Annotated in this window: 17 protein-coding genes and 4 tRNA genes; 11 read left to right on the forward strand and 10 right to left on the reverse strand. The window is 66.4% G+C overall.

Annotated features, from left to right (window positions below; translation table 11 throughout):
* On the reverse strand, positions 1 to 2,052 hold the full coding sequence (gene abc-f / locus AC3WQA_RS02845; protein ID WP_492673590.1) for a ribosomal protection-like ABC-F family protein: 2,052 nt from the start codon (positions 2,050 to 2,052) through the stop codon (positions 1 to 3).
* A 134-nt stretch (positions 2,053 to 2,186) separates the two neighbouring features.
* Here abc-f and AC3WQA_RS02850 point away from each other — a divergent pair, with 134 nt between their 5' ends.
* From AC3WQA_RS02850 to AC3WQA_RS02880, 7 genes are all read left to right on the forward strand, one after another.
* Positions 2,187 to 2,534 carry a hypothetical protein gene (locus tag AC3WQA_RS02850; protein WP_492673591.1) on the forward strand — a complete coding sequence of 116 codons (348 nt, stop codon included), beginning with the start codon at positions 2,187 to 2,189 and terminating at the stop codon, positions 2,532 to 2,534.
* Positions 2,535 to 2,640: 106 nt separating this feature from the next.
* Positions 2,641 to 3,675: an agmatine deiminase family protein gene (locus tag AC3WQA_RS02855; protein WP_492673592.1), complete on the forward strand. Its 1,035-nt coding sequence runs from the start codon at positions 2,641 to 2,643 to the stop codon at positions 3,673 to 3,675.
* Positions 3,676 to 3,691: 16 nt separating this feature from the next.
* On the forward strand, positions 3,692 to 4,582 hold the full coding sequence (locus tag AC3WQA_RS02860; protein WP_492673593.1) for a carbon-nitrogen hydrolase: 891 nt from the start codon (positions 3,692 to 3,694) through the stop codon (positions 4,580 to 4,582).
* A gap of 31 nt (positions 4,583 to 4,613) precedes the next feature.
* Positions 4,614 to 5,129 (forward strand): hypothetical protein, encoded by a 516-nt coding sequence (locus AC3WQA_RS02865; RefSeq protein ID WP_492673594.1) that lies wholly within the window; start codon positions 4,614 to 4,616, stop codon positions 5,127 to 5,129.
* A gap of 124 nt (positions 5,130 to 5,253) precedes the next feature.
* The gene (locus AC3WQA_RS02870; RefSeq protein ID WP_492673595.1) at positions 5,254 to 6,486 is read left to right on the forward strand and encodes a TraB/GumN family protein; all 1,233 of its coding nucleotides are present in this window, start codon (positions 5,254 to 5,256) and stop codon (positions 6,484 to 6,486) included.
* A gap of 173 nt (positions 6,487 to 6,659) precedes the next feature.
* The gene (locus AC3WQA_RS02875) at positions 6,660 to 6,989 is read left to right on the forward strand and encodes a c-type cytochrome (protein WP_492673596.1); all 330 of its coding nucleotides are present in this window, start codon (positions 6,660 to 6,662) and stop codon (positions 6,987 to 6,989) included.
* 13 nt (positions 6,990 to 7,002) lie between these two features.
* Positions 7,003 to 7,353, forward strand: a complete 351-nt coding sequence (locus tag AC3WQA_RS02880; RefSeq protein ID WP_492673597.1) for a c-type cytochrome — start codon at positions 7,003 to 7,005, stop codon at positions 7,351 to 7,353.
* A 193-nt stretch (positions 7,354 to 7,546) separates the two neighbouring features.
* Here AC3WQA_RS02880 and AC3WQA_RS02885 read toward each other — a convergent pair whose 3' ends face one another.
* Positions 7,547 to 8,155: an NfuA family Fe-S biogenesis protein gene (locus AC3WQA_RS02885; RefSeq protein WP_492673598.1), complete on the reverse strand. Its 609-nt coding sequence runs from the start codon at positions 8,153 to 8,155 to the stop codon at positions 7,547 to 7,549.
* A 149-nt stretch (positions 8,156 to 8,304) separates the two neighbouring features.
* Between AC3WQA_RS02885 and AC3WQA_RS02890 the strand changes: the two genes are divergently transcribed.
* Positions 8,305 to 8,646 (forward strand): 4a-hydroxytetrahydrobiopterin dehydratase, encoded by a 342-nt coding sequence (locus AC3WQA_RS02890; RefSeq protein ID WP_492673599.1) that lies wholly within the window; start codon positions 8,305 to 8,307, stop codon positions 8,644 to 8,646.
* Between the two features lie 219 nt (positions 8,647 to 8,865).
* Here AC3WQA_RS02890 and AC3WQA_RS02895 read toward each other — a convergent pair whose 3' ends face one another.
* Entirely contained in the window at positions 8,866 to 9,870 is a 1,005-nt protein-coding gene (locus AC3WQA_RS02895; protein WP_492673600.1) for an RluA family pseudouridine synthase, read from the reverse strand.
* A gap of 345 nt (positions 9,871 to 10,215) precedes the next feature.
* On the opposite strand from AC3WQA_RS02895, the gene AC3WQA_RS02900 reads away from it, so the two are divergent.
* Positions 10,216 to 13,251, forward strand: a complete 3,036-nt coding sequence (locus AC3WQA_RS02900) for an Rne/Rng family ribonuclease (RefSeq protein WP_492673601.1) — start codon at positions 10,216 to 10,218, stop codon at positions 13,249 to 13,251.
* 97 nt (positions 13,252 to 13,348) lie between these two features.
* On the opposite strand, the gene AC3WQA_RS02905 is transcribed toward AC3WQA_RS02900, so the two are convergent.
* Positions 13,349 to 14,002, reverse strand: coding sequence for a response regulator (locus AC3WQA_RS02905; RefSeq protein ID WP_492673602.1), 654 nt, complete (start codon positions 14,000 to 14,002; stop codon positions 13,349 to 13,351).
* 407 nt (positions 14,003 to 14,409) lie between these two features.
* Positions 14,410 to 14,667, reverse strand: a complete 258-nt coding sequence (locus AC3WQA_RS02910; RefSeq protein WP_492673603.1) for a hypothetical protein — start codon at positions 14,665 to 14,667, stop codon at positions 14,410 to 14,412.
* A 71-nt stretch (positions 14,668 to 14,738) separates the two neighbouring features.
* On the opposite strand from AC3WQA_RS02910, the gene AC3WQA_RS02915 reads away from it, so the two are divergent.
* Both AC3WQA_RS02915 and AC3WQA_RS02920 read left to right on the forward strand, forming a co-directional pair.
* Positions 14,739 to 14,933 carry a hypothetical protein gene (locus AC3WQA_RS02915; protein WP_492673604.1) on the forward strand — a complete coding sequence of 65 codons (195 nt, stop codon included), beginning with the start codon at positions 14,739 to 14,741 and terminating at the stop codon, positions 14,931 to 14,933.
* Positions 14,934 to 15,127: 194 nt separating this feature from the next.
* Positions 15,128 to 15,214, forward strand: a tRNA-Leu gene (locus AC3WQA_RS02920).
* 203 nt (positions 15,215 to 15,417) lie between these two features.
* On the opposite strand, the gene AC3WQA_RS02925 is transcribed toward AC3WQA_RS02920, so the two are convergent.
* The 5 genes from AC3WQA_RS02925 to uvrC form a co-directional block, all read right to left on the reverse strand.
* Positions 15,418 to 15,491: transfer RNA gene (locus AC3WQA_RS02925), tRNA-Cys, on the reverse strand.
* 83 nt (positions 15,492 to 15,574) lie between these two features.
* Positions 15,575 to 15,650, reverse strand: a tRNA-Gly gene (locus AC3WQA_RS02930).
* A gap of 127 nt (positions 15,651 to 15,777) precedes the next feature.
* Positions 15,778 to 15,853, reverse strand: a tRNA-Gly gene (locus AC3WQA_RS02935).
* 44 nt (positions 15,854 to 15,897) lie between these two features.
* Entirely contained in the window at positions 15,898 to 16,503 is a 606-nt protein-coding gene (gene pgsA / locus AC3WQA_RS02940) for a CDP-diacylglycerol--glycerol-3-phosphate 3-phosphatidyltransferase (RefSeq protein WP_492673605.1), read from the reverse strand.
* Positions 16,504 to 16,550: 47 nt separating this feature from the next.
* Entirely contained in the window at positions 16,551 to 18,377 is a 1,827-nt protein-coding gene (gene uvrC / locus AC3WQA_RS02945; RefSeq protein ID WP_492673606.1) for an excinuclease ABC subunit UvrC, read from the reverse strand.
* Positions 18,378 to 18,393 lie beyond the last annotated feature (16 nt).

Below are 18,393 nucleotides of genomic sequence, written 5' to 3' on the forward strand. Positions count from 1 at the left end.
TCAAGCCTCCAACCGTTCGTACAGCTCCAGCCATTCGGCTTCGAGCACTTCTTTTTCGCGGCGCAGCTCGGCCTGCTGCTGGCTGAGCTTCATCAGCCCAGCGGTGGGGCCGTTGTAGGTATCCGGGTCGGCCAGCTTCGCTTCCAGCACGATCAGTTCGGCGTCGATGGCCGCCACGCGCGTCTCGATCTTCTTCACTCGCTGCCGCGAGGATTTTTCGTTTTCGCGCTGCTGCGCGGCGTTGCGGCGACGCTCCTCGGGCGAGGCGCTTGCGCGCGCGTCCTGCGCGCGCTCGTCGGGCAGCGGATGGCCCGGGCCGCGCTCCTCGTTCCTGGCTTTTTTCTTCGCCGCGCTGCCGCGCGAACGCAGCCAGCGCGCATAGTCGTCCAGGTCGCCGTCGAACGGCTCCACCACGCCATCGGCCACGCGCCAGAAGCTGTCGCAGACCAGGCCCAGCAGGTGGCGGTCGTGCGACACCAGTACCAGCGCGCCGTCGAAGTCGGCCAGCGCCTCGGCCAGCGCCTCGCGCATGTCGAGGTCGAGATGGTTGGTGGGTTCGTCCAGCAGCAGCAGGTTGGGCTTGTCCCAAGCGATCAGCGCCAGCGCGAGGCGCGCGCGCTCGCCGCCGGAGAAGCCGTCCACCGACTCGAAAGCGCGCTCGCCGGCGAAGTTCCAGGTGCCGAGGAAATCACGCATGACCTGCGCCGCCACGCCGGGTGCCTTGTCCTGCAGGTGGTCGAAGGGGCTGCGCCCGGCCTGCAGGCTTTCCACCGTGTGCTGGGCGAAGTAGCCGATTTTCAGGTCCTTGTGCGCCTTGCGCTCGCCGCCCAGCGGCGCGAGTTCGCCGACCAGGGTCTTGACCAGGGTGGACTTGCCCGCGCCGTTGGGGCCGAGCAGACCGATGCGCTGGCCGGCTTCAATGGAGAAGCGCACATCCGCCAGGACGACCGCCTTTTGACGATCAAGTTCGCCCGCCAGGGCGGCGTTTGCACCCTCTCCCCGCTGCGGAGAGGGGTCGGGGCTGGCCACAGGCTCCATCGAAGCATCTTGGCCAGCTCCGCCCCTCGCCCCAGCGGGGAGAGGGAGATAACCAGCCACCACATCCTCCAATTGCACCATCGCATCGGGCACGCGTTCGGGCTGGGCGAACTGGAAGTGGAACGCGCGCTCGGCGCGCACCGCCTCGGTGCCGACCATTTTTTCCAGCCGTTTCATGCGCGACTGCGCCTGCTTGGCCTTGGTGGCCTTGGCCTTGAAGCGATCGATGAAGCTTTGCAGGTGCGCGCGTTCGGCCTGTTCGCGCTCGTGGGCGATCTGCTGCTGGCGCAGTTGCTCGGCGCGCAAACGCTCGAAGTCGCTGTAGTTGCCGGTGTAGAGCCGGGCGCCGCCGCCATCCAGATGCAGGGTGTGATCGATCACGCCATCCAGAAATTCGCGGTCGTGCGAGATGATGAGCAAGGTGCCCTGGTAGCGGCGCAGCCATTCCTCCAGCCACAGCACGGCATCGAGGTCGAGGTGGTTGGTGGGCTCGTCCAGCAGCAGCAGTTCGGACGGCGCCATCAGCGCGCGCGCCAGGTTCAGGCGCACGCGCCAGCCACCGGAGAATTCCTTTACCGCGCGCTCGTGCGTCTCCGGCGCAAAGCCCAGACCATGCAGCAGGCGGCCGGCGCGGGCACGGGCGTCGTAGCCATGCAGCTCCTCGATGCGGTGATGGGCGCGCGCCATGGCCTCGCTGTCGCCACGTGCCTGCGCGTCGGCTTCGTCGCGCAGCACGGCGGCCAGCTCCGCGTCGCCGCCCAGCACGTAGTCGATGGCCGGATCGGGCAACATCGGCGTTTCCTGCGCCACCGAGGCCAGGCGCAACTTCGCTGGCAGATCGATGTCGCCAGCGTCGGCCTCGACCTGGCCCTGCAGCGCCGCGAACAGACTGGACTTGCCGCAGCCGTTGCGGCCGATCACGCCCAGCCGCCAACCGGCCTGGATCACCAGGTCAATATCGGAGAGCAGCAAACGGCTGCCGCGGCGCAGGGCAAAATGGCGAAACGCGATCATGAAGAAGCCAGCAAGGCGATACGGCCGACCATGATAACGGTTGTCTCCGTCACGGCACGCGTGCCGGCGCATGGTCAGCGCGGGCAAGTTCTGCTAAAACAGCGGCCTGTCGCACCTGCTGCGGAGAGGGGATCATGTTCAAGCACCGTTACACCCTGCCCTTGCTGGCAGCCATCGCCTTCGCCGCGGGCAGCCCGGCCATGGCGACGCCGGCTCATGCCGACAACCTGCTGATCCACCGCGTGCAGCAGGAAAAGAGCATGAACCTGCCCACCCGCGGCATGAGCATGGCCCAGGTCGAAAAGCGCTACGGCGCACCTCAGCGCAAGCTGGCCCCGCGCGGCGGCGACAGCAAGAAACACCCGGTCATCAACCGCTGGGAATACTCCAATTTCATCGTGTATTTCCAGGGCAGCCACGTGATCCACTCGGTGCTGAACACGCCGGCGGGCAACAACACCCACCCTGCCACGGCCAACTGAAACACCAGCATACGCACGCGCCCTGCGGTCACGCGGGGCGCGTTGTCGTATGCATTCGCTTAACATGGGCGGCCCGGCACCGCCCTGACCCGCACGAGACTCCGCCATGACCGAACCCCGCTGGCGCCTACCCGCCGAATGGGAGCCGCAAGCTGCGGTGCTGATCGCCTGGCCGCACGCCGGCACCGACTGGGCCGAGCGTCTGGCTGCGGTGGAAACCACCTATGTGGCACTGGCCGCCGCGGCGACCCGCTTCCAGCACCTGATCGTGGTGGTGGCCGACGACGCCGTGCGTGCGCATGCCGAAGCCCTGCTGCGGGGCAGTGCCGCCGATCTCGCCCGCATCCGCTTCGTTGAGCAGCCCTACGACGACACCTGGCTGCGCGACTCCGGTCCGATCACGCTGAAGGACGATACCGGCCGCTTCCAACTTGCCGATTTCCGCTTCACCGGTTGGGGCGGCAAGTTCGGCGCCGCGCAGGATGATGCGCTGATCGCCGGGCTGGTTGCCGCCGGCGTGTTCGGCCAGGCCGCGCACCGACGCATCGACTGGGCGCTGGAAGGCGGCGGCATCGAGAGCGACGGCGCAGGCAGCGTGCTCACCACCTGGAAGTGCCTCCACCAGCGCCATCCGGAGCAGAGCCGCGAGGCGATGAGCGCGATCCTCACGGACAGCCTGCACGCGCAGCGCATCCTGTGGCTGGATCACGGCTATCTGGAAGGCGACGACACCGACGCGCACATCGACACCCTCGCCCGCTTCGCGCCGGGCGACCGCATCGTGTACCAGGCCTGCGACGATCCCAGCGACAAGCATCACGCCGAGCTTGCGCGCATGGGCGAGGAACTCGCCGCGCTGCGCACCGCCGATGGCCGTCCATACGAGCTGCACCCGCTGCCGTGGGCCCAGCCCATCATCGACGAAGGCCGCCGCCTCGCCGCCTCGTATGCGAATTATTTGATCGTCAACGGTGCCGTGCTGGTGCCCGCCTATGGCGACGCAGCCGACGACGCGGCCGCGCGCATCATCCAGGCCGCCCACCCGGGCCGCGAGGTGGTGCAGGTGCCTTGCCGTCCGCTGATCTGGCAAAACGGCAGCCTGCACTGCATCACCATGCAGTTGCCCAACGGACTGGTGTGAACAGGAGTAGCCCGCGATGACCCGCCAAACCCTCAAGGTAGCCCTGCTGCAGGAAACCGACCGCGGCAGCCGCGACGCCAACCTCGACGCCATCGAGGCCGGCCTGCGCGAAGCGGCCAAGTCCGGTGCCGAACTGGTGCTGCTGCAGGAGCTGCACAACGGCCCGTACTTCTGCCAGCACGAAGCGGTGGACGTGTTCGACCTCGCCGAGCGCATCCCCGGCCCCGGTACCGAGCGCCTCGGCCAGCTGGCCGAAGAGCTGAAGCTGGTGGTGGTGGCCTCGCTGTTCGAGCAGCGCGCGGCCGGGCTGTACCACAACACCGCCGTGGTGTTCGACCGCTCCGCAGCCATCGCCGGCAAGTACCGCAAGATGCACATTCCCGACGATCCGGCGTTCTACGAGAAGTTCTACTTCACGCCGGGCGACCTCGGTTTCGAGCCGATCCAGACCTCGGTGGGCAAGCTGGGTGTGCTGGTGTGCTGGGATCAGTGGTATCCGGAAGCCGCGCGACTGATGGCGCTGGCCGGCGCGGAGCTGCTGCTCTACCCCACGGCGATTGGCTGGGAACCGAACGACGCGCAGGCCGAAAAAGACCGCCAGCGCGAAGCCTGGGTGACCGTGCAGCGCGGCCACGCGGTGGCCAACGGTCTGCCGCTGCTTGCCTGCAACCGCACCGGCTACGAGCCCGATCCTTCCGGCGTGGGCGCCGGCATCCAGTTCTGGGGCACCAGTTTCGTGGCTGGGCCGCAGGGCGAATTCCTCGCCCAGGCGGGCACCGAACAACGCGAACTGCTGTTCGCCGAAATCGACATGCAGCGCAGCGAGCACGTGCGCCGCATCTGGCCCTTCCTGCGCGACCGCCGCATCGACGCCTATGGCGACCTGCTGCGCCGGTTCCGCGACTGATCGCGCTGCTGGCTGCACCGAGCCTTTGAATTTGAAGATGACGTTGTCGCGAATCGCGAGATGCTGGCTGTTTGTCGCGGGTCTGATGTGCGCAGTCGGCGCGTTGATGCATCTGGCCATACCGCTGGGCGGCCCCGATTGGTACCGCCTTGCCGGCGCACCACCGGGGCTGGTGGCCATGGCAACGGAAGGACGGGCACGGCCCGTGGTTTCCTGTGTCGTCATCGCATGCATCCTGGCTGTGTTCGCCGCCTACGCGTTCTCGGCACTTGGCTTGCTGCGCCGCTTGCCGGCGACACGCGCCGTACTGGCCATCACCGGCGCGGCCCTGTCGGTGCGTGGGCTCTGGTTTCCCGTACTCGCGGTTCGTGCGCCGTTGGCGTTGAGCCGGTTCTGTGGACGCTGCGGCGAGCTCAATGCCTTCGTCGTCGGAAGCTCGGCTCTGTGCGTATTCATCGGTGTCGGCTACTTGCTGGGCGCATGGCGCCCAGACCTGGCGATGCGTCCTGGCGGCCACGCGCCGGCAGCCGGCTCTCGCGTCGATTGACTCAAGCCACCCTTCCCGCTGCGGCCATCGCGGGGATGGAGCACGGCGACCGCGCCCCGCGGACTTGCTTCGCGCGGGGCGCGTCCCCATGCTTGGGGACTACCCCGACCGGCACGCCCCGCGCATGAGTGTTCCCGAATCCGCCCCGCCCCTGCCCGCCGTGCTCGCGGATCAACCCATCGAGCGCGTGACCCGCGACGGCGTGGAATACGTGGTGCTGGGCACCGCCCATGTCTCGCGCACCAGCATGGAAGCGGTCGAAGCCTTGCTGGAACACGAGCGCTTCGACGCCGTGGCGGTGGAGCTGTGCGAGAGCCGCGCGCAAGGCATGCGCGATCCCGACGCCTTCAAGCGCATGGATCTGTTCCAGGTGATACGGCAGGGCAAGGCTGGCATGGTGGCGGCCAGCCTGGTGCTTTCGACCTTCCAGAAGCGCCTTGCGGAACAGTCCGGCATCCAGCCCGGCGCCGAGATGAAGGCGGCGATGGATGGCGCCGAACAACGCGAGCTGCCGCTGTGGCTGATCGACCGCGAGGTCGGCACCACGCTCAAGCGCGCCTGGCGCAACGTGGGTTTCTGGCAGCGCTTCGGCCTGCTCGGCGGACTGCTCGCCAGCGTGTTCGAGCGCGAAGAAGTCGATGCCGGCGAGATCGAAAAACTCAAGCAGGGCGACATGCTGGAAAGCGCCTTCGGCGAATTCGCCAGCAGCTCGTCCGCGCTCTATCAGAGCCTGATCGGCGAACGCGACGCCTTCATGGCCGCCTGCCTGCGCGAGGAGGCCACCCGCCTGCCGACCGACGACTCGCGCCGCGTCCTGGTGGTGATCGGCGCAGGGCATCTGAAAGGCATGTGCCGGTTGTTGCGCGAAGGCCGGGAAGAACCCGCCGCCGTAGTGGCCGAGCTGGGACAGACCCCGCCCAAGGCGCGTTGGCCGAAGTGGTTCGCCGCCGGCCTGGTGTTGGTCGTGTTCGGCGCCATCGCCTGGGCCTTCCATCGCAATGCCGCGCTGGGCACCGCGGCGCTTGCCGCCTGGGTGCTGTATACCGGCGGTCTCTCCGCGTTGGGCGCGCTTGTCGCCGGCGCGCATCCCTTGAGCATCCTTGCCGCTTTCATCGCCGCACCGATCAAGCCGTTTCGACCTGGCATCCCTTCCGGTGCGGTCAGCGCCATGACCGAGGCCTGGGTACGCCGCCCTCGTGTGGCCGATTTCGACAGCCTGCGCGACGACATCGGGCACTGGCGCGGTTGGTGGAAAAACCGCGTGGCGCGCACCCTGCTCAATTTCTTCCTGGTGAGCCTGGGCACCATCGTGGGCGAGTACGCCGCGGGCATCCACATCCTGCACGCGCTGGTCTGAGCGCCTGCGTTTTTCCACGGGCGCGCAGGCGCGGGCGGACAAGTGCGGAGCGCGCACGGCGACCTGTCGCAGGTCAATCGGGTGCGGCATGTTGTCCATGCCGTGAGGTGCTGTCTATACTGCGAAGGTTGCCGCACAGATTCCGCATCCACGCCGCACTTGGGGAAGTCTCGATGATTCGATTGCAATTGCTGGGCCTTGCGGCGAGTGCCGCCTTGCTGGCCACCGCCAGCGCACACGCTGAAGGAAACAAGGCCGCAGGCCGTACGCTGGTCTACACCTGCGCCGGTTGCCACGGCGTACCCGGCTACACCAACGCCTATCCCAACTATCCGGTACCGCGGATCGCCGGGCAGAACGAGTCGTACCTCGTCAACGCGCTGAACGAATACAAGAACGGCGGGCGCAGCTTCCCGACCATGGTGGCGCAGGCGCAGAGCCTGTCCGAGCAGAACATCCAGGACATTGCCGCCTACCTGTCCAGCCTCACGCCGCTCAAGTAATCGAGGATCACGCATGTCACGCGCAATTTCCCTGTTCACGCTGGCCGCCCTGCTGGCGCTGGCCTCCACGCCCACCCTCGCCAGCGGCAATGCGGCCAACGGCAAGACCAAGGCCGCCGCCTGCTTCGCCTGCCACGGCAGCGACGGCAACGCGGTCGATCCGCAATACCCGCGCCTCGCCGGCCAGTACAACGAATACATCCAGCAAGTGCTGCACGAATACAAGAACGGCGAACGCAGCAACCCGATCATGAAGGGCATGGCAGCCACGCTCTCGGAGCAGGACATCGAGGACGTCGCCGCCTACTTCTCCAGCCTGCCGACCAAGCTCGACACGCTGAAGGGGCACATCCAGGGCGACTGATCTACCCTCGCCTCGCCCGAAACGGAAAGCCCGCCTCCCGGCGGGCTTTCCGTTTCGGGCAGTGCGGCCACGGGCGGTCGCCCGTTTGATCTCCGCGATCGAGGACGATCGCAAGAGTCCGGACAGTGCGGCCGCAAATGCCCGCCCATTCAACCCGCGCGATCAAGGCTGCCCGCAAGTCCCGGCCGCGGACTCAACCCATCGCCGACTGCCCTTCGTGTTTCTTGTAGTAGGGTTTCTTGCCGTCGCTGTGATCAGTGGCGTCGCGCACCGCGGTCACTTCCGGCACCATCTCCATCAAGGTCTTTTCCACGCCCTGCTTGAGCGTGACGTCGACCATGCCGCAGCCGTGGCAACCGCCACCGAACTGCAGCACCACCACGCCGTTGGCCTCGATCTCCAACAGGGTGACGCGGCCGCTGTGCGAGGCCAGCTTGGGATTGATCTCCGACTCGATCACGAAGCGCACGCGCTCGATCATGCCCGCTTCCACGCCAGGCACCTCGCCCTTGATCTTCGGCGCACGGATATTGAGCAGGCCGCCGGTCTTGGTGGGTTCGAAGTCGATGCTGGCACCCTGCAGCCACGGCGCGCTGGCGCCGTCGACGTGGAACTCGAAGCCCACGCACTCGATCGTCCACTCGTCGCCAGTCAGCTCGCCCGGTTCGCAGAACTCCAGCTCGCAATTGGCTGCCGGCGTGCCCGGTTCAGTGACATGCACGCGGATGCCGAGGCCATCGCTCTGCTGCATCTCCAGCAGGTGGAGGAAGTGCGCCTGCGCGCTCTGGGAAATCTCGATCATGCTGCACCCGAACCATGGTTGTGGCGCGCGACTGGCCGCGCCCGCCGAATCCGCACCATTTTAGTACGGTTTCATGCCGGGCCGCAGGCTTTGACTTTTGCGCGCCAAGCTTCGACCCTGCGCGCCTCGCCCGCCTTCTGGAGCCACGCATGAACATCCACGATTTCGCCAACCAGCACTGCCAACCGCGCAAGGGGCCAGGGCACGCCCTGGGCAAGGATCAGCTCGCCGAGCTGCTGCCACTCCTGCCCGGCTGGACGCCCTCGGCGGACGGCCGCGCCATCGTCAAGGATTTTCGCTTCCCGGATTTTCGCCACACGCTCGGTTTCATCAACGCGGTGGGCTTCATGGCCAATCACGAAGATCACCACCCCGACATCGAAGCGGGCTACGGCCACTGCCAACTTTTGTGGTCGACCCATGATGTGGGCGGACTCTCGCTCAACGACATCATCTGCGCAGCCAGGGTCGAGGCACTATTGGCCCGCTGAAGCGAAGCCGCCCCGTGTCCGTGAAGCCCTCACTCCCTGCCCATGCGTCCGGCGCACGGGCACGCCGCTTTCCTGACGCGTGCTCCCCGGGCCAGCCTCCGGCTGGCCAAACCCGTTCCTGAAGGATGTGTCCGCACGCGTCCGGAGCGAGCCGGCCACCGACGAGAGCGCTTCACGACCTCCTCATGGCCAGACTGCGGGTTTGCATGCCACGAACTCTCAGCGGCCGTTTCTTTCCTTGGCGGCGGCCTGAATGTACGGCAGGTGCCGCCCTTTCACCGCCAGCACGTCGAGGAAGGTTTTCAGGTCGTCCGGCAGCGGCGCGGAAAAGCTGTACAGGCGCCCTTCCAGCTCGAAACTGAGATGCGCTGCGTGCAGGAACAACCGGTGCAGCCCCATCTCACGGAAACGCTTGTTCATCTCGCGGTCGCCGTACTTGGGATCACCCGCCAGCGGATGGCCGACGTGGGCGGCATGCACGCGGATCTGATGGGTGCGCCCGGTGCCCAGCGTGGCCTGCATCAGGCGGGCGCCGGGGTATTGATCCATCTCGCGGAAGAAGGTCAGCGCGGGCTTGCCATCCTCGCTCACCCGTACCATGCGCTCGCCGCCCTGCAGGGCGAACTTGCGCAGCGGCGCATTGACGTCGAACTTGGCCTTGGACGGATGACCGACCATCAGGCACAGGTACTGTTTGGTGACATCACCGGCACGGATCGCCGCCTGCAGGCCCACCAGCCCCGCGCGGGACTTGGACAGCACCAGCACGCCGCTGGTGTCGCGATCCAGCCGGTGCACCAGTTCCAGCGCTTCATGCGGGCGCGCCGCACGCAGCAGCTCGATGGCGCCGTGGCTCACCCCGCTACCACCGTGGCTGGCGATGCCCGAGGGCTTGTCGATCACCAGGAAGTGTTTGTCCTCGAAGATCACCGCCTCGGCCACCGAAGCCACCATGGCCTCGGGTGCCACACGCACTTCGCCGGGTTCAGCCTGACGGATCGGCGGAATTCGCAGCATATCGCCGTCATTTAGCCGCGTATCCGGCTTCGCCCGCTTGCCATTCACGCGTACTTGGCCAGTACGCAGCAGGCGGTAGATCATGCTTTTCGGCACGCCTTTGAGCAGGGTCGCCAGCGCATTGTCGATCCGTTGGCCGTCCCGTTCGGGGCCGACCGCGACCTGACGCACACCCTGAGGTACGTCACGGGAAGTTGCCGTCTGCATTGAAAAAAACCTGTCGAAATGGGATACTCGGGGGGCGCCATTCCCTGCCCGCCGAGACTGATTCGGGCCGGGGCCCCGCCCGTCACGCCGGCGAGGATTGCGCCGACTGCCCAAAGACCTGACCCCCGGGCAGCGGTTGCGACTCCCTTTCATCGTAACGGTTCGGGCTGTCGTTTGTCCGAAGCCCGTTGGGTTGGGGCGCGACTGGTGCGGCAAACCGAACATCCGGGCGCCGGGAACGGCGCCGTCACATGAGCCGCTCCACCGCAGCGGCGCGATCCACGGCAGGCCGCCATTCCGGCGCCACCGTGGCGCGCGACGCGCGGCGAGCCGAGGAAAACTACAATGAAGCGCATGTTGATCAACGCAACTCAGCGTGAAGAGTTGCGCGTGGCCATCGTCGATGGCCAGACCCTCTACGATCTCGACATCGAAATCCCCTCCCGCGAACAGAAAAAGGCCAACATCTACAAAGGCCGGATCACTCGCGTCGAGCAATCGCTGGAAGCCTGCTTCGTCGAATACGGCGCCGAGCGCCATGGCTTTCTGCCGCTAAAGGAAATCGCCGAGCAATACTTCACGCCGGGGCTGAATCCGCACAAGGCCAGCATCCGCGAGCTGCTGAAGGAAGGCCAGGAAGTCGTCGTCCAGGTCGAGAAGGAAGAACGCGGCAACAAGGGCGCCGCGCTGACCACCTTCATCTCGCTGGCTGGCCGCTACATGGTGCTGATGCCGAACAACCCGAAGGCCGGCGGCGTCTCGCGCCGGATCGAGGGCGAGGATCGGCAGGCGCTGAAGGAGGCCCTGGAGCACGTCACCGTGCCCGACGACGTGGGCCTGATCGTGCGCACCGCCGGCCTCGGTCGCGATGCCGAAGAATTGCAGTGGGATCTGGACTACCTGCTCACCCTGTGGCGCTCGATTTCCGAAGCCGCCAGCGCACGCAAGGCGCCGTTCCTGATCTACCAGGAGTCCAAGCTGTTCATCCGCGCCCTGCGCGACTACCTGCGCAGCGACATCGGCGAAATCCTGATCGACGAGGAATCCCTGTACGAGGACGCCCGCGAGTTCATGCAGCAGGTGATGCCCACCTCGCTGCGCAAGCTCAAGCTGTACAAGGACGACACCCCGCTGTTTTCCCGCTACCAGATCGAGAGCCAGATCGACAGCGCGTTCGACCGCCAGGTGCGGCTGCCATCGGGCGGCTCCATCGTGATCGACCAGACCGAGGCGCTCACCGCCATCGACATCAACTCGGCCAAGGCGACCAAGGGTTCGGACATCGAGGAAACGGCGTTCAACACCAACCTCGAAGCCGCGGTGGAGATCGCCCGCCAGTGCCGCATCCGTGACGCTGGCGGCCTGATCGTGATCGACTTCATCGACATGGACAGCCCGCGCCATCAGCGCGAAGTGGAAGAAAAGCTCAAAGACGCGCTGCGCTTCGATCGCGCCCGCGTGCAAGTGGGCCGCATCTCGCGCTTCGGCCTGCTGGAGCTGTCGCGTCAGCGCCTGCGCCCCTCCCTCGGCGAAGCCACCCAGGTCGTCTGCCCACGGTGCGAAGGTCATGGCGTGATCCGCGGTGTGGAATCGCTGGGTCTGTCCACGCTGCGCCTGATCGAAGAGCACGCAATGAAGGACAACACCGGCCAGGTGCTGGTGCAGGCTCCGACCTCGGTGGCCAACTTCCTGGTCAACGAAAAGCGCGCCAGCGTGGTCGAGATCGAACTGCGCCACAAGGCGCACGTGGTGATCGTGGCCGACGAAAAACTGCAGACCCCACACATCCAGATCCAGCGGATCAAGGAAGCGGACATGGGCGAGCACAGCAAGCCCAGCTACGAACGCCTCACGGCAGTCGACGCCACCCCGCTGCCGAAGATGGGCCAGGCCCTAGGCAGCAGCGAACAGCCCGCTGTCAGCGGCATCGTGCCTGCCACGCCAGCGCCGGTTCGCGAGGAAACCTCGGCACCCGCCCCCGCGGCGCCAAGCACACATCACCGTGCAACGCCCGCCGCCGCGCCAGCTCCGGCTCCAGCCGGCGGCATCATCGCCCGCCTATTCGGCTGGTTCCGCAGCGACACAACCGCCCCCAGCCAGCCGGCCGAGGACACGCAAGGCAAACCATCCCAACGGCCGGAGCGCAACAACCGCCAGCCGGCGCGCCGCGACGAACGCCCCCGCCCCACCCAAGGCAACGGCACCCAAGGTAGTGGCAATGCCAGCCGACCGCGCCGCGAGCCAGGCCAGCAGCCCGCGACCAAGCCGAACCCGGCACAACCCAATCGCAACAACCGCCAGCGCGGCAATGAGGGCAGCAACCGTCAGCCCCAGGCAGGCAATGCGCCGTCGCCCAAGCCGGAACGCCTGCCGCGCGGCGGTGCGTCTGACGGCGGCAAGCCCGACAGTGGCAAGCTTGGCCAGAACGATCACGCCGAGCGCAAGCTGGCCGCGACGCCAATCCAGACCGCTGCCGCCCCCACGGCAGCATCACCCAAGCTGGAAGCGAGCGAGCCGCGCGACGAGGCCAGCCTGACCCTGACCACGCTCGTCAGCACCGCTGCCGCGGCAACGACGGCAAGCGGGGACGCCGCAACGACCTTGCCGTCACCTGTCGGCGAGTCGGCCGCCAGCGAGGCTGATGGAGCCACCCGTCGGCGCCGAGGACGCCGCGGCGGTCGTCGCCGCCGGCGCCATGAAGACACCGCCGGCAGCGAGTCGGGCGCCGGGTCGCGCGAACTCGACGACGAGGATCGCGACGACGAGAGCAACGATGCCGACGCAGCCATGCCGTCGACTGTCAGCACACCTTCGCCGGTGGCAGCCCCAGCCGCCGCCACGCCGGAGCCGTCTGTCGACGACAGCCATGACGGAGCCATCGCCATCCCCACGCCGACGCCCGTGCCAGCACCAGCCGCCGCACCGCGCCCGGTAACCTCGCGCCCGGTTCCACCACCGGCCGAACGCTCCGAACCAGCGCGCGTGATCCTGACGGAAGCACCGCTCGCGGCTGCCGTTGCCACAGCCTTCAGCCTGCCGGCACTGCCGCCGATCCCACCCAAGGCAACCGCCCCTGAGGTGTCGATCGACGAATCCTCGCAAGCCGCGCCAGCCGACGATGTCCAGCCGGCACAAGCGCAAGCCACCATCCTGCCGGCAACCACCGAATCGCCACACCAGCCATACGAGCCCGCGACGGAGAGCGTTAACCAGCCGGTGGCAGACGTCGAGTCAACGCCGGCCACCACGCCCCCACTACAAGGCGACCTGCTCGGACACGGCCCCACCAAGCCCGCGCCATCGCCCAAGCATGATGCCACCGGCACGAAAGGCACCGCTGATACGCCGGCAGACCACCATGAAGACACGCCAGCGGGTTGATCTCCGCTGATCGAAAAACGAAGAAAGCCGGGCGTCGCCCGGCTTTTTTTTTGCACCTTCCACTAGCTGGCGCAAGTCCGCTTGCGCGGCGGAGTCGTCAACGACCCACCATGTGGCTTGGCGAATCGATCAGCCCGTGGCTCGTCATCAGGTGGGCAAGTTCAAGCACATGCTCCACCCGAAGCTTTTCCATCAGACGCTGCTTGTAGGTCGACACCGTCTTCGGGCTCAGGTTGAGCTGCTCACCAATCATCGTCAGTGGTTTGCCGCGCACCAGCATCATCGCCACCTCCAACTCGCGGCTGGAGAGCGTATCGAATGGCGAGCCCACGCCGTCCAGCGTGGCCAGCGCCAGTTGCTGCGCCACCGCCGGGGCAAGGTAACGCCGTCCAGCAGCCACCTGTCTGACGGCAGTGACCAGCTCTTCGGCGGAACATCCCTTGGTCAGGTAGCCGAAGGCCCCCGCGTCGAGCAAACGTTTCGGAAAACGACCATCGTCCACGACTGTAACCACCACGATGCGCGTAGGCAGTTCGGCGCGGGTTACCCGCTCCGTGAGTTCGAGGCCACTCATGCCAGGCATGTGCACATCCACCAAGGCAACTTCCGGCTTGAGCGTGCGGATCAAACGCAGCCCGTCCTCCGCCGTGGCCGCCTCCCCGCAGACGGCGATGCCGGGCTGCTGCCCAAGGATCATGCGAAACCCCGTCCGAACCAACTCATGATCGTCGATCAATACGGTTTGAATCATTAGGCACCCTGTGCAGTTTGGTTATCAAAGCCCCGCCCGCGCGCACTCGCGGCGTGCGGAAAACGGCGTTCCCTCGCTCATGAAGCTAGGAGCTTGGGCGGCAAAAACGCAAGTGGCTGCGACATCGACGCCATGCGCGTGGCCAGCACCGATGCCACGACCCAGCGCCCGTGAAAATTTCCACTTCCTGCGAAATTTTCCATCGGCGCATCTGCTGCGTGCCCATACGTGCCTCCGCGAAACAGCCACTTGCGCGGCTGTTTGCGTCCGAGCCATCCATGGCCGGGCTGAGCGGCTGAAAAAGTCACAGTCTCCCAGTGCCCGTAAAAATTCCGACGTCGTCGTGGGAGCACCACCGGGGGTGCGGCATGGCGGCCACAGCAGACCGGCGATTTCTCCATAGACTCTCACATCAACACGGCTCCGGCTGACGAACCATCCGCCCCATCGAGCACACGCCGCTCATAAAGAGCCAGCCGGATCGGGCCGCCGATGCAGGGCATTTCCACCGAAATCTCACGCCCGCAGCGCATGTGTTCATCGCGCGCGAGTTCGCGTGCCAGCCTGATGGCCCCAGCCAGGGGCAGGTCATGGAACAGCGTGACGTTGCTGCGGCGGACATCCCATAGGCCGGCGGCGGTGGGGCTGAGCGAGACGAGCATCATGTAGGCATCCCCATGGACACGAAACACGGCAGGCGACAGCCTGGAAAACAGTGACCCACTACCCATCAGGCGTGGACGATGCCACCGCCCTGGCCCGCCGTCTGTCAGCCGATGCCTACGCGAGTTGTGCGTCCCGGGCTGCGCGCATGCCGGCCGACAGGGCGGCCCCGAGCCTCGCAAACGACCGGGTCAGCGCCCTCGCCATGGAAACCTCCAAGGAGCGGCTCACCAACCGCCGCTTCCTCGACATGAACCCGCAGGGCTGATCCAACGCCGACAAAGGTCGTCAAAATTACTGACGGAATGTTGCTTTATTCAACTGCGGCGAGCTTCGGCTGGCGCTCAACCAGCACTCGTGCTGCATTTGCGCCGCGGCCACGCACCGGGTTTGAGCCGGTAGCCGACCGGCACATGCTACGATCCGACAGCCTGCAGCTATCGCCACCTTGGTAGCTGCCCTGCCCGGATGGCGAAACTGGTAGACGCAAGGGACTTAAAATCCCTCACCTTCATGGGTATGCGGGTTCGATCCCCGCTCCGGGCACCAGCATTTGTGATTACGCCCCGCTGGATCACGTGTAGTACCCCGCGCCGGCTCGCCACCATTGCAATCTCGCGCCATCGGAAACTGTGCAGGCTTACGCGAGCCAGCCGCTAGAAACACGTGGGAAACCCGCGGTTTCGCCTATGGAACGGTCAACTCGGAGGCAACAAAAAAGCGCCCTGAGGCGCTTGAGTGCTTGCTTACAATGGAGGCCTAGGTCGGAATCGAACCGGCGTACGCGGATTTGCAGTCCGCTGCATGACCACTCTGCCACCAGGCCATTGTTCGGTCGTCGCGCTCGCGAAGCAACGCTATCGACTGGATAAAACAAAACCCCGACAGCGCGAGGTTTTGCAGGAAAACTGGAGCGGGAAACGAGACTCGAACTCGCGACCCCGACCTTGGCAAGGTCGTGCTCTACCAACTGAGCTATTCCCGCTGGGTGAGCCGCGAATACTAGCAGAAATGCAGCGGATGTGAAGCCCCCTTCACGCACTTCCCTCCGCCCGGTGCAAGCTTTCCCGGAAACGACGAAGCCCCGGCGAACCGGGGCTTCGTGCAAAAACTGGAGCGGGAAACGAGACTCGAACTCGCGACCCCGACCTTGGCAAGGTCGTGCTCTACCAACTGAGCTATTCCCGCTTGGGAGCGCGCATTCTAATACGGGATTGCACCGCGTCAAGCCTTCAATCGTCGCCGTGCGGGGCCAAAGGCGGCGCGTCACCGCGCAGGCTGGGCCAGGCCGCCATCAAATAGTGCAGGCCCGACCAGATGGTGAGCACGCCCGCCAGTACCAGCAGCGCCTCGCCGATGTGGTACAGGCGCAGGGCGCTGGCTTCCTTCTCGTGCTGCACGATCAAGACCACCAGCGCGACCATCTGCATCAGGGTCTTCAGCTTGCCGATGAAGGCCACCTTGACCGTGGCGCGCATGCCGATTTCGGCCATCCATTCGCGCAGCGCCGAGACGCTGATTTCGCGCCCCACGATCACCGCCGCAGTCACTGCCATCACGATGCTGGACCAGCCTTCGGGGTGCGACTCCACCAGCAGGAACAGGGTCACCGCCACCATCAGCTTGTCGGCCACCGGATCGAGGAAGGCGCCAAAAGCCGAGGTCTGATTCAGCCGTCGAGCCAGAAAACCATCCAGCCAATCGGTGAAGCCGGCGAGCATGAACACAATGGCCGCGGTGATGTTGTGCCCGCGAAACGGCAGGTAGAACGCCAGCACCATGACCGGCAGCAGCAGCACGCGGAACAAGGTGAGCCAGGTGGGAAGGTTGATTCGCATGGGCATGTCCGGAAAGCAAGCTCCAGTTTCGCATGCCGCGCCATGAGTCAGCCATGCAGGGCGTCGTAAATTCGCTGGGCGATGCTTCGATCAATGCCTTTCACCCGCATCAACTCCTCCACGCCGGCCGCTTCCACGCCGGCCAGGCCACCGAAGGCCCTGAGCAGTGCGCTGCGCCGGTGCGCACCCACACCTTGCACGTCCTCCAGCACGCTGCGTTCGCGTGCTTTCTCGCGGCGCTTGCGGTGGCCGGTGATGGCGAAGCGGTGCGATTCGTCGCGCACCGCCGCCACCAGGTGCAACGCCGGCGAGGTGGGGCCGGGGTGGATCTCGCGGCCCTGGTCGACCAGGATCAGGGTTTCCTCGCCCGCGCGCCGCGCCGGCCCCTTGGCCACGCCCACCACGTGGATGCCGGCCACGCCCAGCCCGGCCAGCACCTCCAGCGCCTGCGCCACCTGGCCACGGCCGCCGTCGATCAGGAGCACGTCGGGTTTGGCGCCCTCGCCTTCGGCCAACTTGCGGAAGCGCCGGGTGAGCGCCTGGTGCATGGCGGCGTAGTCGTCGCCGGGCGTGATGCCATCGATGTTGAAGCGGCGGTAATGCGATTTCTCCGCACCCTCCGGGCCGAACACCACGCAGGAGGCCACGGTGAGTTCGCCGCGCGTGTGGCTGATGTCGAAGCACTCGATGCGCCTGGGCGGCGCGGGCAGCTCCAGCAGCTTGCGCAGCTCCTCGAAGCGCGTGCCCAGCGTCTGCCGGCTGGCGAGGCGCTGGGTGAGCGCCGCCTGCGCATTGCGCTCGGCCATCTGCAGGAACTGCGCGCGCTCGCTGCGCACACGACTCTTCAACTCCACCGCATGGCCGGCCTGGGCGCCCAGCACCTCGGCCAACACCACCGCGTCGGCCAGCGTTTCGCCGAGGACCAGCTCGCGCGGCACCGGGCGATCGAGGTAGTACTGCGCGATGAACTGCGCCAACACGTCGGCCGGTTCGGCATCCAGCGGCAGGCGCGGGAAGAAGTCGCGCGTACCCAGGCTGATGCCATCGCGGAAGAACAGCACGCTGACGCAAGCCTGGCCAGCCTCGATGCGGCAAGCGAGCACATCCATGTCGGCGCTGGCACCCTGCACGTGGTGCTGCGCCTGCAACTGGCGCAGCGCCGCGATCTGGTCGCGCAGCCGCGCCGCACGCTCGAAGTCCAGCGCGTGGCTGGCCGCCTCCATCGCAGCCACCAGCTCGTCGATCACCGCGCTGCTGCGGCCTTCCAGGAACATCTCCACGTGGCGCACGTCGCGCGCGTACTCGGCCCGGTCGATCAGCGCCACGCAGGGCGCGCTGCAGCGACCGATCTGGTACAGCAGGCAGGGCCGCGTACGGTTCTTGAAATAGCTGTCCTCGCAGGTGCGCAGCTTGAACAGCTTCTGCAGGAGATCCAGGCTCTGGCGTACCGCATGCACGCCGGGATATGGCCCGAAATAACGGCCCGGCTTGTTCTTCGCGCCGCGATGCAGCGCCAGGCGCGGAAACTCATCGGCGGTGGAGAGGTGGATGTACGGATAACTCTTGTCGTCGCGCAACATGATGTTGTAGCGCGGTTTGAGCGACTTGATGAGCTGCGATTCCAGCAGCAGCGCCTCGCCCTCGGTGCGCGTGACGGTGGTTTCGCAACGTGCGATCTGCGCGATCATCGCCGCGATGCGCGGCTCCATGCGCGGCTTCAGGAAATAACTGCCGACACGTTTCTTGAGGCTGCTGGCCTTGCCGACGTAGAGCAGTTCGTCCGCCGCATCGAAGTAGCGGTAGACGCCGGGCGCGGTGGTGAGCGTGTGGACGAAGGCCTTGCCGTCGAAGGCAGGCGGCGTTTCGGTGGCCATGCGACGATTGTAGCTG

This window comes from Rhodanobacter sp. FW106-PBR-R2A-2-24 (genome assembly GCF_058789615.1).